This window comes from Fictibacillus halophilus, from assembly GCF_016401385.1.
Classification (GTDB): domain Bacteria; phylum Bacillota; class Bacilli; order Bacillales; family Fictibacillaceae; genus Fictibacillus; species Fictibacillus halophilus.
Window position 1 is genome coordinate 3,296,564 of record NZ_JAEACF010000001.1, and the last position, 14,195, is coordinate 3,310,758.

At 39.4% G+C, this 14,195-nt stretch carries 14 protein-coding genes and 2 riboswitches; of the genes, 8 read left to right on the top strand and 6 right to left on the bottom strand.

All coding sequences use genetic code 11. From position 1 onward, the window contains the following. Window positions 1–254: 254 nt before the first annotated feature. On the top strand, window positions 255–1,748 hold the full coding sequence (locus I5J82_RS16810; protein ID WP_198768800.1) for a peptide MFS transporter: 1,494 nt from the start codon (window positions 255–257) through the stop codon (window positions 1,746–1,748). Window positions 1,749–2,036: 288 nt separating this feature from the next. On the opposite strand, the gene I5J82_RS16815 is transcribed toward I5J82_RS16810, so the two are convergent. Together I5J82_RS16815 and I5J82_RS16820 are read right to left on the bottom strand one after the other, a co-directional pair. Then, complete coding sequence (locus I5J82_RS16815; RefSeq protein WP_198768801.1) at window positions 2,037–2,417, bottom strand: DUF1761 domain-containing protein; 381 nt, start codon at window positions 2,415–2,417, stop codon at window positions 2,037–2,039. A 13-nt stretch (window positions 2,418–2,430) separates the two neighbouring features. Beyond that, complete coding sequence (locus I5J82_RS16820) at window positions 2,431–3,375, bottom strand: AraC family transcriptional regulator (RefSeq protein ID WP_198768802.1); 945 nt, start codon at window positions 3,373–3,375, stop codon at window positions 2,431–2,433. 520 nt (window positions 3,376–3,895) lie between these two features. On the opposite strand from I5J82_RS16820, the gene I5J82_RS16825 reads away from it, so the two are divergent. Next, window positions 3,896–4,390: a GNAT family N-acetyltransferase gene (locus I5J82_RS16825; protein WP_198768803.1), complete on the top strand. Its 495-nt coding sequence runs from the start codon at window positions 3,896–3,898 to the stop codon at window positions 4,388–4,390. A 305-nt stretch (window positions 4,391–4,695) separates the two neighbouring features. Here I5J82_RS16825 and I5J82_RS16830 read toward each other — a convergent pair whose 3' ends face one another. The 4 genes from I5J82_RS16830 to I5J82_RS16845 all read right to left on the bottom strand — a co-directional run bounded on the left by I5J82_RS16830 (window position 4,696) and on the right by I5J82_RS16845 (window position 7,825). Further along, on the bottom strand, window positions 4,696–5,106 hold the full coding sequence (locus I5J82_RS16830) for a hypothetical protein (protein ID WP_198768804.1): 411 nt from the start codon (window positions 5,104–5,106) through the stop codon (window positions 4,696–4,698). Between the two features lie 210 nt (window positions 5,107–5,316). Continuing rightward, entirely contained in the window at window positions 5,317–5,496 is a 180-nt protein-coding gene (locus I5J82_RS16835) for a hypothetical protein (protein WP_198768805.1), read from the bottom strand. Window positions 5,497–5,602: 106 nt separating this feature from the next. Beyond that, window positions 5,603–6,412, bottom strand: coding sequence for a MetQ/NlpA family ABC transporter substrate-binding protein (locus I5J82_RS16840; protein ID WP_198768806.1), 810 nt, complete (start codon window positions 6,410–6,412; stop codon window positions 5,603–5,605). Between the two features lie 24 nt (window positions 6,413–6,436). Beyond that, on the bottom strand, window positions 6,437–7,825 hold the full coding sequence (locus tag I5J82_RS16845; RefSeq protein ID WP_198768807.1) for an LLM class flavin-dependent oxidoreductase: 1,389 nt from the start codon (window positions 7,823–7,825) through the stop codon (window positions 6,437–6,439). A 115-nt stretch (window positions 7,826–7,940) separates the two neighbouring features. Beyond that, window positions 7,941–8,042, bottom strand: a riboswitch (SAM riboswitch). A gap of 154 nt (window positions 8,043–8,196) precedes the next feature. Continuing rightward, a riboswitch (SAM riboswitch) is annotated at window positions 8,197–8,308 on the top strand. 287 nt (window positions 8,309–8,595) lie between these two features. Here I5J82_RS16845 and I5J82_RS16850 point away from each other — a divergent pair. The 6 genes from I5J82_RS16850 to I5J82_RS16875 all read left to right on the top strand — a co-directional run bounded on the left by I5J82_RS16850 (window position 8,596) and on the right by I5J82_RS16875 (window position 14,098). Further along, window positions 8,596–9,753, top strand: a complete 1,158-nt coding sequence (locus I5J82_RS16850; RefSeq protein WP_198768808.1) for an acyl-CoA dehydrogenase family protein — start codon at window positions 8,596–8,598, stop codon at window positions 9,751–9,753. Between the two features lie 118 nt (window positions 9,754–9,871). Then, the gene (locus I5J82_RS16855) at window positions 9,872–10,654 is read left to right on the top strand and encodes a DUF817 domain-containing protein (protein WP_198768809.1); all 783 of its coding nucleotides are present in this window, start codon (window positions 9,872–9,874) and stop codon (window positions 10,652–10,654) included. Between the two features lie 169 nt (window positions 10,655–10,823). Beyond that, a complete protein-coding gene (locus tag I5J82_RS16860) occupies window positions 10,824–11,963 on the top strand; it encodes an oxalate decarboxylase family bicupin (RefSeq protein WP_198769056.1) in 1,140 nt (379 codons plus the stop codon). 201 nt (window positions 11,964–12,164) lie between these two features. Next, complete coding sequence (locus I5J82_RS16865) at window positions 12,165–12,662, top strand: C1q-like domain-containing protein (RefSeq protein ID WP_198768810.1); 498 nt, start codon at window positions 12,165–12,167, stop codon at window positions 12,660–12,662. Between the two features lie 130 nt (window positions 12,663–12,792). Beyond that, entirely contained in the window at window positions 12,793–13,659 is an 867-nt protein-coding gene (locus tag I5J82_RS16870; RefSeq protein WP_198768811.1) for a helix-turn-helix domain-containing protein, read from the top strand. A 58-nt stretch (window positions 13,660–13,717) separates the two neighbouring features. Continuing rightward, window positions 13,718–14,098, top strand: coding sequence for a VOC family protein (locus I5J82_RS16875; protein WP_198769057.1), 381 nt, complete (start codon window positions 13,718–13,720; stop codon window positions 14,096–14,098). Window positions 14,099–14,195: the final 97 nt, after the last annotated feature.

Here is a 14,195-nt window from a genome sequence, read left to right on the forward strand (position 1 = left end):
CAATGGTTGAACTCATTTACCAGCACCTTACAATTTTTTTATTTTTTTGAGCATACTACATAAGTAAATTTTCGCACTACTTTTATACACCTTTTATAACCGATTTATGCATAGATATAAGCCATTATGCCCATATAGGGTGTAATTTCCATTTACGTATGCATAAGAACCTGTAATAATAGATAAGCCGAAAACTTTTGACAATAATAAATATTTCAAAGTATTATTATTAATGTACTAGAGGAGGTTGTCATATGTCAGACATCAATAGACAGAAAATTGTGGATAGTGTGCCACAAAAGGGATTCTTTGGACATCCTAAAGGTCTTTTCACACTATTCTTCACAGAGTTTTGGGAGCGCTTTTCTTACTACGGAATGCGTGCAATCCTTATTTACTACATGTACTATGAGGTTTCAAAAGGTGGTCTAGGATTAGAAGAGTCCACTGCACTCGCAATCATGTCCATTTATGGTTCACTTGTATATATGTCCGGTGTAATCGGTGGTTGGTTAGCAGATAGAGTTTTTGGTACATCTAGAGCGTTATTCTATGGTGGTATTCTGATCATGATTGGTCATATCGTCCTAGCCGTATTACCAGGCGATTTGACTATGCTGTTTATTTCCATGGTCTTTATCGTAATCGGTACAGGTTTGCTTAAGCCTAACGTATCCAGTGTTGTAGGTGATATTTATGCTCCTGGCGATACTCGTCGCGATGCAGGATTCTCTATCTTCTACATGGGGATCAACCTTGGTGCTTTCATATCTCCATTAATCGTGGGGGAAGTTGCTAAAAAGAGCTTCCACTTAGGTTTCGGTATCGCAGCAGTTGGTATGTTATTAGGACTAATCGTGTTTGCTGTAACAAAGAAAAAGAATCTTGGTCTTGCAGGTACGTATGTGCCTAACCCATTAACTCCAGCTGAGAAGAAGAAAGTATCAATCATCGTTGGTATTTCTGTAGTTGTACTAGCTGTTGTCTTAGGAACAACCATTCCAGCAGGTATTTTTACGCTTGAAGTATTCATTACATTAGTTGGTATTTTTGGTATCGCGATCCCTACGATTTATTTCGTGGTTATGTACCGCAGTCCAAAAACGACATCAGACGAGCGTTCACGAATTATTGCGTACATCCCGCTATTTATCGCAGCTGTTATGTTCTGGGCAATCCAAGAACAAGGTTCAACGATTCTTGCAGCTTATGCGGACAAGCGTACAGATTTAACATTTGCAGGACTTGAGATTTCACCAGCTTGGTTCCAATCTCTAAATCCTTTATTCATCATTACACTTGCTCCGCTATTCGCATGGATGTGGGTGAAACTTGGTACACGTCAACCGTCAGTACCTAAGAAATTTGCACTAAGCTTGTTATTTGCTGGATTATCTTTCTTAGTTATTCTTCTTCCTGCTTACTTTGGTGGAGAAGATTCACTAGTAAGTCCATTATGGTTAGTGCTTAGTTACTTTATCGTTGTTATCGGTGAGCTTCTATTGTCTCCAGTAGGACTTTCTGCAACAACAAAGCTTGCTCCAGCAGCGTTCTCTGCACAAACAATGAGCTTATGGTTCTTAGCAAGTGCAGCTGCACAAGCGATCAACGCACAAATCGTTAAGTTCTATTCTGCAGAAACAGAAATGATGTACTTCGGTACAATCGGTGGAGCTGCGATTGTGTTATCACTGATCCTATTTGTCATCTCGCCTAAAATTCAAGAGAAGATGAAAGGTATTCGTTAATCTTACATGTAAAACCACTGATGTGATGGTCCTCCATTATGTCAGTGGTTTTTTTATTCTGAGAAGTAGTTGATCTCCGTTTCAGGTGCTCGCTTTCCGGGGGGCGTGCGGTGAGCCTCTTAGTGCCTTGCACTATTAAGAGTCTCACCTGTCCCACTGATCCCCCAGGAGTCTCGCACCCTACACTACAATCAACTTGTCAATGGTGCCTTAGTAAACATGAACGACATGCTTTATGATTTAAGCTTTAACATAAAAAAGAAGCTTATATACTAAGCTCCTTCAACCTTAATTCATCCATCCATGCAACAATCCAAGCAGTGTGAAAATCACTAGATGATCTCCGATTGCAATGATAAAAGACTTCCTTGTCATTAGACCGAAAAGGGTGTTTTTATAATAGACCATCGTGATCAAGATTCCTATGATAAACCCAACCACGAGTCCTTCTCCCGCACTTTCAGCTCCAATTAATCCGATAAGATAAGACATTAGAAATGAGCTGACAAAGGCAACGATTACAGAAAAAATGTATTTAAAAGGTCCTGTCTCACCATTATCCTTTTTCTTACCGAGTATCGTTGAATAGTAAATGCCTCCGTAGATCATATATAAAAGCCCCCCAGCGATAATCGCTGATAAGTTTAAAAGCACTCCGTTTACTTCCATAATGGCCCCCTCGTTATTTTGGTTCAATGGCTAGGGCAATTGCTTTAATCTTGCTTTCCCGTTTTAACGTATCTCTGTTCTGTTGAATCTGTATGACTTCTACTGGATTACTTAAATATTTAAATCCACTTCTTGGCAGCCCATAGCTGTACAGTTCGGAGTAACAGTCGATTATCAGATTGCGGTCTGAATAATCGACAGGCTCATCAAATTCATATACTACATGCTTTCCACCAACAAACTTAGAGGTATCATCAGCCGAGATTGACTCAGCGATCGAATCATTGATTGTAATATGACAATCATATCGGCATTTGTCAGGAGGAGTTATGTATGGATTGTTTCGTGGTATTCCTAGAAACAACGTATATGAATCAATCAGATTTCTTGATTCACACCATTTATGAACTTCTTCCCAAGCTTCAGGAACACCGCTCGTATACATCCCAAAATGATGACCTTTAATCGTAGTGCTGCTTGGAAAAGTTTCGATTCTTATATTAGATAAATCTAGCCATTTAAACTCATTATAAGGAGCATTGTCCTCCTTTTCTTTCGATGGGTTGCGAACTTGTTTAGATTTCTTGCTATCTTCATATTCCCGAGGAAATTGCTTTAGATAAGCTCCTTCTCTCCAATTTTTCGGGCTCGTTTTAAAATAAGATTGGAAAGAATACGTGAAATACGATAAAGAAGAAAAACCACACAACATCGCAATCTGAGTGATAGGGATATAGGATTCATAGATTAACCGATGTGCAGCGTTCTCCAACCGGTATCTTTTCACATAGGCAGCTGGAGTTTCCCCAACGATATTTTTAAAAATCCGCTGAAAGTGAAAAGGAGAATAAGTAGAGATGCCAGCCAGTTTCTCTAGTGGCAGAGAATCCTCTACATGCTCTTCAATATACTCCAAAACTCTGAAGATCTGTTTTCGTTGCTCGCGCTCAACATACATAAATTGTACTCCTTTTTCATGCTAGTTCTTAAATTATAAACGAATTTCTGTATGTATTTGTAAATGTATTTTTTTAGCATCCATTTTTAAGAATTGTCCAAACCATTAAGACAAGCTTGCGTAAGATAGAGTAGAGAAGAAAACAAGAATCATTGTTCTTTTCTCAGCAGTTCGCTTATAGAAGGGGGGGTCTATAGTGAGCTTAATCGGTAGCCTATTAGGATTTAAGAAAAGAAAAAAAGGTAAAAAAAGACCTGAAGTAGCATAAGCAGGTTGAAAGCCGGGGATCTTCCTCGGCTTTTATATGTTTTTAGAACATTCTTTTACATAGCGCCTTTTTCATAAGAATTAGGACGGTATCCAGACCCTTTCAAGGACAAGCACATATAGTACAAGCAAGGGGGATTTTTAAAAAATTTATAGGTATGTTTTGATGTAACCTATGGTTTTCGCAAGCGAATCATCTTCTATTTATTTCTTTATATCTTCCCTTCGTAAAGTAATATAAGGGGGAATATCATTGTATATTCGCAAACGGGTACCTGGTAAGGACGATCCTTTTTTAGTAGATATGGTAGTAAGTAACTTTCAAGTCCGTAAAAACGTGATTGAAATGATTATAAACATGGCCAACGAGGTCATGATTGTCTGTGATAGCAATGACACAATTATCGGTTTTGTATGTTATCGATTCAGAATCGGTCCGACGATTTTTGTGGATTATGTAGTGTTAGATACGAAGCATCAAGGAAAAGGGATCGCAACTTCATTTCTGCCCGTATTCGAGAGTCACCTTATGAAACAAGGTATTCGCAATGTATTTGGTACGGTTGATGAAGAGAACACTGATGCTCTAAAGACTTTTCAACATTGGGGCTTTAAAGTTCACGGCCAGCTAGGTTCTAGCATTGTTATCCAAAAAGAACTTACATCGTCTAACTCTTTATCAGCTCCGACTGGTGTTCGTACGAATTCAAGCGTAAGAAAGCTCGCAACTCCTCCATCGCTTCGCTAAGTAATGGATAATATTTAAGCAGATCTTCTATGTAAGGTCTGCTTATTAAATTTCAAAGGCTAATTTATTTCATTGATGCTCTTTGAAAGTAGTTGATTTCCGCTCCAGGTTGCTCGCTTTCCATGGGGCGAACGGTGAGCCTCCTGCCACTACGTGCCATTAGGAGTCAGCAACCTTCCGCTCCAATCAACTTGCATGAAAGGAGTAAGAAATCCTTAATAATAAGATCATGTATAGATTATTACTTTTCCAATACCAAAAAAAGCATCGCCATTTAATGGCAATGCACATAATAACAGTCTAATTTACCCGTTTAGATAGTATACATACACTTCTCTATCCTCATCAAATTCGAGAGATAAACGCTTGTATGTATTGTTATCAATTGTAACGCTGTCTAATGATAAAGCTAGCATGATTCCCTCTAGGCTTGTTTCGGTAGATTCTTTAATTATCTTTCTATCTGAATGAAACAAACGATATTCAATTGTGTTCGGTACTTTTTCAATAGTGTCAGCATATGGTTGTTCACCCTTGCATTCATACAAATCAATAAAATATTTACCATTTGTAAAATAGTTACCCCTATTTTCGTAAACCTTTCCTTCGTTTACCCAATAGTTAACAAAGAATCTTACACTGGTTTCTAAACTAGATATTGCTTCAAATGTTTTTATTGTTTGTTTATCTTCTAATCGATACTCTAATGTATTCAATTATAACCCTCCCTTTAAAGATTAAAATATGTTCTGTCTAATTCCCCTTTGGATTTTAACATAATTTGTAATTTTAATTGTAAAAAAATTGAGTATGTTTACGTTTTTTTACCTAATAAAAATAATAAAGCCAACTCAAGATTTGCAGAAAACAAATCATTAAGTCGGCTTTTTAACGTTTATAGTAAGAATGAATAAGTCTTATTGTTCTTACAGATCTAAGAGATTTTGCTGGCGTCTCGTCTTTTTAGATCCGTTCACCTGATTGTTGTTTGGATTGAAGATTTCTTCAATGTATCTTTGATGCCAATCACTAGTAAAATCTTTATCAGAGCAGATACAGCCACTTAAATCATATCGGAAAAGGCCACAGTGCGGGCAGTTACTCATATTAATCCCCCCTTGAGTCAACATAACGTATTCTATGTGCATTTAAGAGAGTTGGTAACGGCTTTCGTACAACTTTCCATGAAATAAGATGCCGAATTTTTAAAAGTTATTTGTTCATCCAATCTGGCTTATGAAACTCTTCAAAATCACTTTGTATGACTTTTTTGAACGCATCTGACTCTACTGCGGCTTTAAGATCTTTTGCCAGCTGTGAATTCTTATCTTTCTCTAGCACCACGATTCGATTGATGATCTCCTCTGGAAGTTTATCTTTTACAAGCGCATCTTTTAAATCTAGACCAGATGATAGAGCAAAGTTTCCGTTAACCGCCGCAAGATCTACGGAGTCTAGCGTTCTTGGTGTTTGAGCGGCTTCAACAGGCTGGAACTTCAAGTTCTTTGGATTTTTCGTCACATCTTTTTCTGAGACTCTTAACGGATTTGCTGAAGAATCGATCTCAATTAGTCCATTGTCTCTTAAAACAGTAAGTCCTCTTGCTAAATTCGTAGGATCATTGGCTAGTGAAACCGTGCTTCCAGGCTTAATTTCGTCTATAGACTTGAACTTTTTAGAATAGATACCTATTGGTGCAGTAGGTACCGTAATCACTGATGCTAGTTTCATATCATTCTCTTCTGAAAATGCGTCCATGTACACTTTATGCTGAAACAAATTCGCATCTAATGAACCGCTCTTTAAAGAGATGTTTGGTTGTACATAATCATTGAACTCTTTCACTTCAACGCTGTATCCTTTTTTCTCTAGGTATGGCTTCACGCCTTTTTCAAGCATGTCGCTGTAAGGCACAGTTGCGCCGAGCGTGATCTTCTTACTTTCTGTTTCACCCGATGCGCCACACCCTGCTAGTAAACCTATCAATAAAGCTGCTGTGATGAATATATTCAATCGTTTCATATGTTTTCTCTCCTCACTCACTCTTTATTTACTTTCTGTTAACACCGGTCTGAATCTAGCTGCCGGATGATCGCTAGGCAGCAAAGGTTGTCCGGGTGTGAATAATTTTTCACGCAGGGTGCCCCTGTTGTACTCTTTTTTGTATAATCCTCTTTCTTGAAGAACGGGTACAACAAGCTCTACAAAAGCTTCTAAATCTCCTGGTGTTACTAGGTGATTTAGGTTGAAGCCGTCCACGCCAGACTCTTCAAACTGCTTTTGAATGCCATCCGCTACCTCTTCTGGATTGCCGACTATAAAGCTTTTGTCCGGTGATTCGAAGCGATTTAAAACCTCTCCCACTGTTAACGGTTTAGGAGCATCCGTAGTGAGCGTAGCGGCTTTATAATGTCCGCCTTCTGTTGATTTATTGTACGAGAATGGAAGGTCCGGATCTAACTCTTCATACTCAGCAATATCATAACCACTTGCTCCATATTGAGCTTTCGCTGCATCTGCACTCCAAACACTTGCATACGCTTTAAACTTTTCCTCCGCTTCTTGTGTCGTTCTTCCTACCACCACGTTTAAGAAAGAAAAGATCTTTATGTTTTCTGGATTTCGACCGTGTTTGATAGCGCGTTTACGAATATCATCCGCATAAAAGCGAATTCTCTCAGGCGTCGGGCCACCTACAAAAATACATTCAGCATGCTTTGCTGCAAAGTCTCGACCACGCTCAGACGTTCCCGCTTGGTAAATCACAGGTGTCCGCTGCAGAGAAGGCTCGCTTAAGTGAGGTCCTTCAACGCTGAAGTATTGCCCTTCATGATTGATCTCATGGACTTTTTCAGGATCCACCAGTTTATTGTTTTCAACATCTTCTACAACTGCCTCATCTTCCCAGCTGCTCTCCCAAAGCTTATACGAAACATCTAGGTATTCATCCGCGATGTTGTACCGTTCATCGTGCTTGATCATATTCTGCAGTCCAAAATTTCTCGCCGCGTTTGGCAGATAAGAAGTGACTACATTCCATGCGATTCGTCCATTTGTTAGGTGATCTAGCGTAGAAAAACGACGTGCGTTGCCAAACGGCTGTTCATACGTTGTGCTCACCGTCACAGCAAAAGACAGATTCTCTGTTACGCTAGCCATAGCCGACACGAGAAGTGCCGGATCGTTTAAAGGCACTTGAAGTCCGTCACGAATAGATGGAGCTTTGCTTTGTTTATAAACGTCGTAAACCCCTAACACATCTGCAAAGAATACAGCATCAAACTTGCCTCTTTCTAAAAGCTTCGCATACTCGATCCAATAGTTCAGATCCTTATAACTTCTATGTCTCTTGTTCTCCGGGTGCTTCCAAAGGCCATGAGAATTGTGCATGGCACTTGTCATCTCGAACGCATTTAACAAAATTTCTTTACTCAACATACATTCCTCCATATCCAATTTTTTGTACCCGCTCCAAGAGAAAATAAAAAACCTCTTCGGCAATGAGAAGAGGTTTGAAAATACGTGAAATAAACATACGTATATAGATCTCCTCTTATCTTTCAAGCTTTCGCCTGCTGGAATTGGCACAGTCCTAAAAATAGTTGTTGCCGAGGCTTCAAAGGGCCAGTCCCTCCACCTCTCTCGATAAGGAATCGAAAATATTCAATTTAGTAACGAAATATACAGGAATAAAAATAGCCTGTCAATGGAATTTAGAGAAATAAAATAATTTTCTTAACAATCAGTTTTTAGTTGACAGCGGTTTGCTTTATCCTCTATAGTGGTGACTAATAATTAAATAATAAATCTTATCAAGAGTCAGGGGAGGAACTGGTCCTACGATCCTGCAGCAACCGCTTTGTTAAAAGAAAGGTGCTAATTCCAGCAGATGTTTTTAGAATGTCTGATAGATGAGAGAGCGTGTAAGCATATGGAATCTGCGTCCTCTTTCGTCTTTGAAAGAGGGCTTTTTTGTGTTTGTTGTTATTAAAAGTAAGTACTTGAAAGCTGTTGATTTCCGTTTCAGGTGCTCGCTTTCCGCGGGGCAGGCGGTGAGCCACATTCGTTCGTTTCACTCTTAAGTGTCTCACCTGCCCACCTGTCCCGCAGGAGTCTCGCACCTTACACTCCAACCAACAAGTCACTGTAGTATAAAAACTATGTAAACAAAAATCACTACATGATAAAAAAATCAGGAGGGAACCATGAGCTTACCTTTGAGAAAAACCACTGAGATCAATCATTTTGAAGAAGCGATAAATACCGCTTTAGCACTGAAAGAAATTTTTAAGAATCGGGCAGGTGTTGTAGATCAAGAAGGCGTTTTTCCTTATGAGAACTTTCAAGATTTGAAGGATGCAGGCTTTCTTTCTCTTACCATTCCAAAAGAATATGGTGGTAAAGGGTTAAATCTGGTTGAGTTCTTAACGATTCAAGAGCATTTAGCTGAAGGGGATGCTCCTACTGCTCTTTCTCTTGGGTGGCATTTGGGTACTCTTTTAGAGGCGGCAGAAAACCGGCATTGGAATGGTAACTCGTTCGCTGATCTTACCCGGAAAATTGTTGAACAAAAAGCACTCATTAACCTGGCACAAACAGAGCGTGCGACGGGAAGTCCTTCTCGGGGCGGTATTCCTACTACAATTGCAGTCAAGAAAGCAGACGGATGGTTGATCAACGGAAGCAAAGCTTTTACTTCTATGGCAGAAGCCCTTGATTACTCAATCGTTACAGCTACCCTCTCAGAAACCAACCATAAAGGATTTTTCTTAGTGAATCATCGGGAAAAAGGAGTTTCTGTAAAAGAGACTTGGGATAGCATCTCGATGAGAGGGACAAAAAGCGATGACCTCCTTTTGAAAGACGTTTATGTACCCCAGGAGAACCTTCTCGTTGTTGAAGATGGGAAGAACATCGTTCCTAAAGGCTGGTATTTGCAAGTGCCAGCTGTATACCTTGGAATTGCAAGAGCCGCGCGAAATTATGCGATTCAATTTGCATCTGAATATAGTCCTAACACTTTATCTGGACCGATCTCAGACGTGCCAGAAGTGAGAAGAAAGATTGGCAAGATAGAACTTGAGCTATTCCAAGCAAGAACGATTCTGCATGCCGTTGCTGAAAAATGGGTAAACCACCCTGAAGAACGGCAGAATCTAGGAACCGAACTCGCTGCCGTTAAGCATTCTGTAACAAACAGTGCGAACAGAGTCGTTGACCTCGCAATGAGAATCGTTGGTGCTCGAAGTCTTTCTGTACAAAATCCGCTTCAGCGGCACTTTCGCGATGTAAGAGCCGGTCTTCATAATCCACCAACAGATGATGCGATTGTTTATTCGTTAGCAGATGCAGCGCTTAAGTAATAGAAGTCAACTGACAGATTCATGTTAAACTCAACATTTTTTTGTATGATGAGATTTAAATCACCATAGGTTATTATGGATACAATATATTTCCATATTGATAAAAGGTGGTTTACTCATGAGGGCGCTTCTTACATTCACTTATTTACAAGCACTTTCTTGCATCTTTCCAGTCATTATCTTTGGTGCGTTAGCTCTTTCAAAATTCGTCAGCATTCCGTTCATCCCTCGATACGACTTCATACTTCTTCTTTGTCTCGTCACACAGGTTGCCATGATCGTAACGAAACTTGAAACGGTAGATGAACTAAAAGTCATCTGTGTCTTTCACTTGATCGGCCTGGCTCTAGAGCTATTTAAAGTTCATATGGGGTCTTGGAGCTATCCTGAAGAAGCCTATTCTAAGATTTACGGTGTACCTCTATACAGTGGTTTTATGTATGCTAGTGTTGCGAGCTATATTTGCCAAAGCTGGCGGAGGCTAGACCTTCAGATCAAGGGGTGGCCGAATCCCCTCTTTTCTTTCGGGATTTGTGTACTGATCTATTCGAACTTTTTTACCCATCACTACTTGTTTGATGCCAGATGGATTTTGATTCTGCTTTTATTTCCTATCTTTTATAAAACCGTTGTTCATTATACGATCAACGAACGGGTTTATAAAATGCCAATCCTTCTTTCTTTTTTGTTGATTGGATTTTTTATCTGGATTGCTGAAAACATCACAACGTTTCTCGGAGCCTGGCAGTACCCCAATCAGGAAGCAGCTTGGTCTCTCGTGCATATTGGTAAGATCAGCTCATGGTTTCTGCTCGTAATCATCAGTATCATTATCGTGGCACAATTAAAACGCATTAAAAGCCACCAAGACGATATTTTTACGCATACAAAACACCTTTAAGTGGCGGTAAGCTTTTTAGGTGTTTTTTTCTTTGTTAAGATCCTTCTCAAGAAATTTGCATGTTTAAGATGTCCTCTCCATATGAATACAGTGATGACGTTTGAACCTTCTATAGAGAGGAGCTCATCACGTGGATAAGAATAATAAAGATCAACAGCAACGAAGACAAATGCAGATTCCGCAACCAATTCGCAGTGATGGTGCGGGTGCGACCGACTTAGGACCTCGTGACATTATGCGTGATATACAAAATCCGGATATGTTAGTTTCTCCTGCAACAGATGCTGGAACTGTACCGAACTTACGATTTTCCTATTCGGATACACATATGCAATTAAACTTTGGAGGCTGGTCGAGAGAGATTACGGTTCGTGAGCTTCCTGTCGCAAAGACGCTTGCTGGTGTAAACATGCGTCTGACCCCAGGTGGTGTAAGGGAGCTTCATTGGCACCAAGAAGCGGAGTGGGCTTATATGATTTTAGGCCGTGCTCGGATTACATCGGTTGATCAAAACGGCCGGAATTTTATCGCCGATGTGGGTGAAGGCGATCTTTGGTACTTCCCTCCCGGCATTCCTCATTCGATTCAAGGACTTGAAGAAGGCTGTGAGTTTTTACTAGTATTCGATGATGGGAATTTCTCTGATCTCAGCACATTCTCTATTTCAGATTGGTTTGCACACACACCGAAAGAAGTTCTTTCAGCAAACTTCGGTATACCTGAGAGCGCATTTGCGAACATTCCGACTGAACAACGTTATATCTATCAGTCTACCGTTCCGGGTCCCATTGAAACACAAGCTATAGCTGATCCATATGGAACGGTTCCGTTAAGCTTCACGCACCGCTTAATGGCTCAAAAACCACTCGTTACACCCGGCGGAACCGTTCGTATCGTAGATTCTACGAACTTCCCGATCTCACAAAGAATCGCTGCTGCTTTAGTAGAAATAAAACCTGGCGGAATGAGAGAGTTGCATTGGCATCCGAATAATGATGAGTGGCAATATTATTTAGCTGGTCAAGGGCGGATGACCGCTTTCGCTGGAAATGGAACGGCACGAACGTTTGACGTAAGAGCTGGTGATGTGGGATATGTTCCGTTTGCATTCGGTCATTATGTGCAGAATACAGGAAATAAAAGTTTATGGTTTTTAGAAATGTTCAAAAGTGACCGTTTTGCAGATGTGTCCTTAAACCAATGGATGGCTCTAACACCTAAAGAAATCGTGCAAACGAATGTGAACGCTAGTCCTGAACTCATGAATTCCCTTCGAAAAGAAAAATGGCCTGTGGTGAAATATGATTAGCTAGGAGTAAACAATGCCACCTTTAAACAGCGATTAGGACCCTCTAATCGCTTTCTTTTATTCTTTCTAGTAAAACACCTTCCCCTACACTATTTATATACACCACTTACAACTTGTCCGCATAATCTACTAGTAATAATCTATTAGATTATTCTCTGATCTAGTTTCTAGATTAGAGTGAAAATAGGAGGGAAAGTTTGTATGTACGACCATTATGATCAAAATCCGTACGCACATATGAAACGAGATTGTGAGTGCAAGCATAGAAAGATTCAGCCTTGCCAAAAAGTTTCCGCATTTAAAGCGGTTAAAGATCTGTTTCAATTTATTTTAGGCTCCACACCAAATCAAGTGATCTATCCCGTAGAAGTTTTTGATAGCAATAATGAATACAATCCAGACACATCAACGTTTGTTCCAAAGAGCAACGGCATTTATACGTTCACAGCTAGTATTTTTTTGCCGATTTATACAGGAACACCGTATTCTGCATTCGTTGGCATTCGAGTGAATGGTGAAATTGTTGCAGGTAATCAAGAAACAATTACTTCTCCAAATGCAATCGTAGCTACTTCATCACTCGTCGAGTTAAGAAGAGGCGATGAGGTTCAAGTAGTCGCTTCAAGCCCATCAGGCGCAACGATTGAAATAGAAGTAAATCCAATCGCCACTCGATTTGAGGGCGCAAAGATCGGTTAAGTAACGTTGGAAGGTGAAAATATCACCTTCTTTTTCATTGTTTCATGTGGAACAATGATTAATATTTTCTATTAGATTTTGATAGATAAGGTATAATTTCCTTATAACTATCTCTTTTAGGAGTCATCATATGGCAGAAAAAAACGTACGCAAATCAAATTACATTCTTCATGCAAAGAGCGCACAATTTCATTGGGATGGCACTGGACTTCTCTCTATTAAAACCTTTTCGAACGGAAAAGCTTATTACAAAACCAATCGAGGATATTTCGCTGTTGACGAAGGAAATTACCTGCTACTCAACCAAGGTCCCTACACCATAACCATAGACGAACAAAAAGAAGTAGAATCTTTCTGTGTCTTTTTTCAAGAAGATTTTGCAAACGATGTATTTCGCAATCTGTCAGATTCCAACCACCAATTATTAGATGATCCTTTTATAAACAATACATCTGCTTCATTTTTTGAAAGATCCTATGAACAAAGCCAGATGCTCACTCACCAAATGAGTCTATTAAAATACATGACAAATCAGTACCAAAATGATTCAAGCATATTAGATGAACAATTTCATTCCATTATGACCACGCTATTAAAAGAACAAATGAAAACCTATAAAGAAATTGATCGTCTAAATTTAGTACGTAAATCGACTCGTGAAGAAATTTATAAACGGGTCAGCATAGCACATGAATACATAAGAGCCTTTTATGATACAGGACTTACGCTAGATGAGATTGCAGCAATCTCATGCTTATCTCCTAATCATCTGCTAAGAAATTACTCAAACATTTATAAAAAAACACCCTTTCAGCATATCGCAGAATTAAGGATCGCTAAATCAATAGCATTGCTCAAGACTTCCGAATCCTCAATGACTGACATCGCCTATGAAATCGGCTTGAATAACCCTGTTTCATTCAGCAGATTATTTAAACAACATATGGGTATCTCTCCTCTTCAATATCGTAAAAAGGTGATTTCGGATAAGAAATAGGTTTCACTACTGGTTTATGATGAAGAAGAAAAATGATAAGGGAGAGATTAACATGACAATTCAAACTAATGTCATTCAAAAAGTTGGACAAGTTGCTGTGCCCGTTCTAGATATTAAACGCTCGATACACTTTTATAAAGACGTATTAGGCTTACAACTTCTTTTTAGCACCGATAATATGGCCTTTTTTGATTGTAACGGTCTAAGAATACTTCTAACCCTTCCTGAAAAAGAAGAATTTGCAGGAGCGAGCTCCGTTATATACTTTCATGTAGGAAACATAACAGAAGCTTATAAAGAACTTAAGAACAAAGAGATAACCTTCCTAGACTCCCCTCATATCGTCGCTAAGATGGAGAGTACGGAAACATGGATGGTGTTCTTTAAGGATTCAGAAGGAAATACACACGCTTTGATGAGTGAGGTTGTAACATCATAAGTTTTTTAGAAAAGATGCCTATATACAGAAGGCATCTTTTTTCTGCTGTAACTTTGCATCGCTTTTCCCTTCATCATTGTGAAGTTGGTTGGAGCGT

Bases quoted from the DNA above. Each gene is read 5' to 3' on its own strand.
- I5J82_RS16820 (WP_198768802.1), bottom strand. From the start codon at position 3,375: ATGTATGTTGAGCGCGAGCAACGAAAACAGATCTTCAGAGTTTTGGAG.
- I5J82_RS16815 (WP_198768801.1), bottom strand. From the start codon at position 2,417: ATGGAAGTAAACGGAGTGCTTTTAAACTTATCAGCGATTATCGCTGGG.
- I5J82_RS16835 (WP_198768805.1), bottom strand. From the start codon at position 5,496: ATGAGTAACTGCCCGCACTGTGGCCTTTTCCGATATGATTTAAGTGGC.
- I5J82_RS16865 (WP_198768810.1), top strand. From the start codon at position 12,165: ATGTACGACCATTATGATCAAAATCCGTACGCACATATGAAACGAGAT.
- I5J82_RS16850 (WP_198768808.1), top strand. From the start codon at position 8,596: ATGAGCTTACCTTTGAGAAAAACCACTGAGATCAATCATTTTGAAGAA.
- I5J82_RS16860 (WP_198769056.1), top strand. From the start codon at position 10,824: ATGCAGATTCCGCAACCAATTCGCAGTGATGGTGCGGGTGCGACCGAC.
- I5J82_RS16870 (WP_198768811.1), top strand. From the start codon at position 12,793: ATGGCAGAAAAAAACGTACGCAAATCAAATTACATTCTTCATGCAAAG.
- I5J82_RS16855 (WP_198768809.1), top strand. From the start codon at position 9,872: ATGAGGGCGCTTCTTACATTCACTTATTTACAAGCACTTTCTTGCATC.
- I5J82_RS16840 (WP_198768806.1), bottom strand. From the start codon at position 6,412: ATGAAACGATTGAATATATTCATCACAGCAGCTTTATTGATAGGTTTA.
- I5J82_RS16810 (WP_198768800.1), top strand. From the start codon at position 255: ATGTCAGACATCAATAGACAGAAAATTGTGGATAGTGTGCCACAAAAG.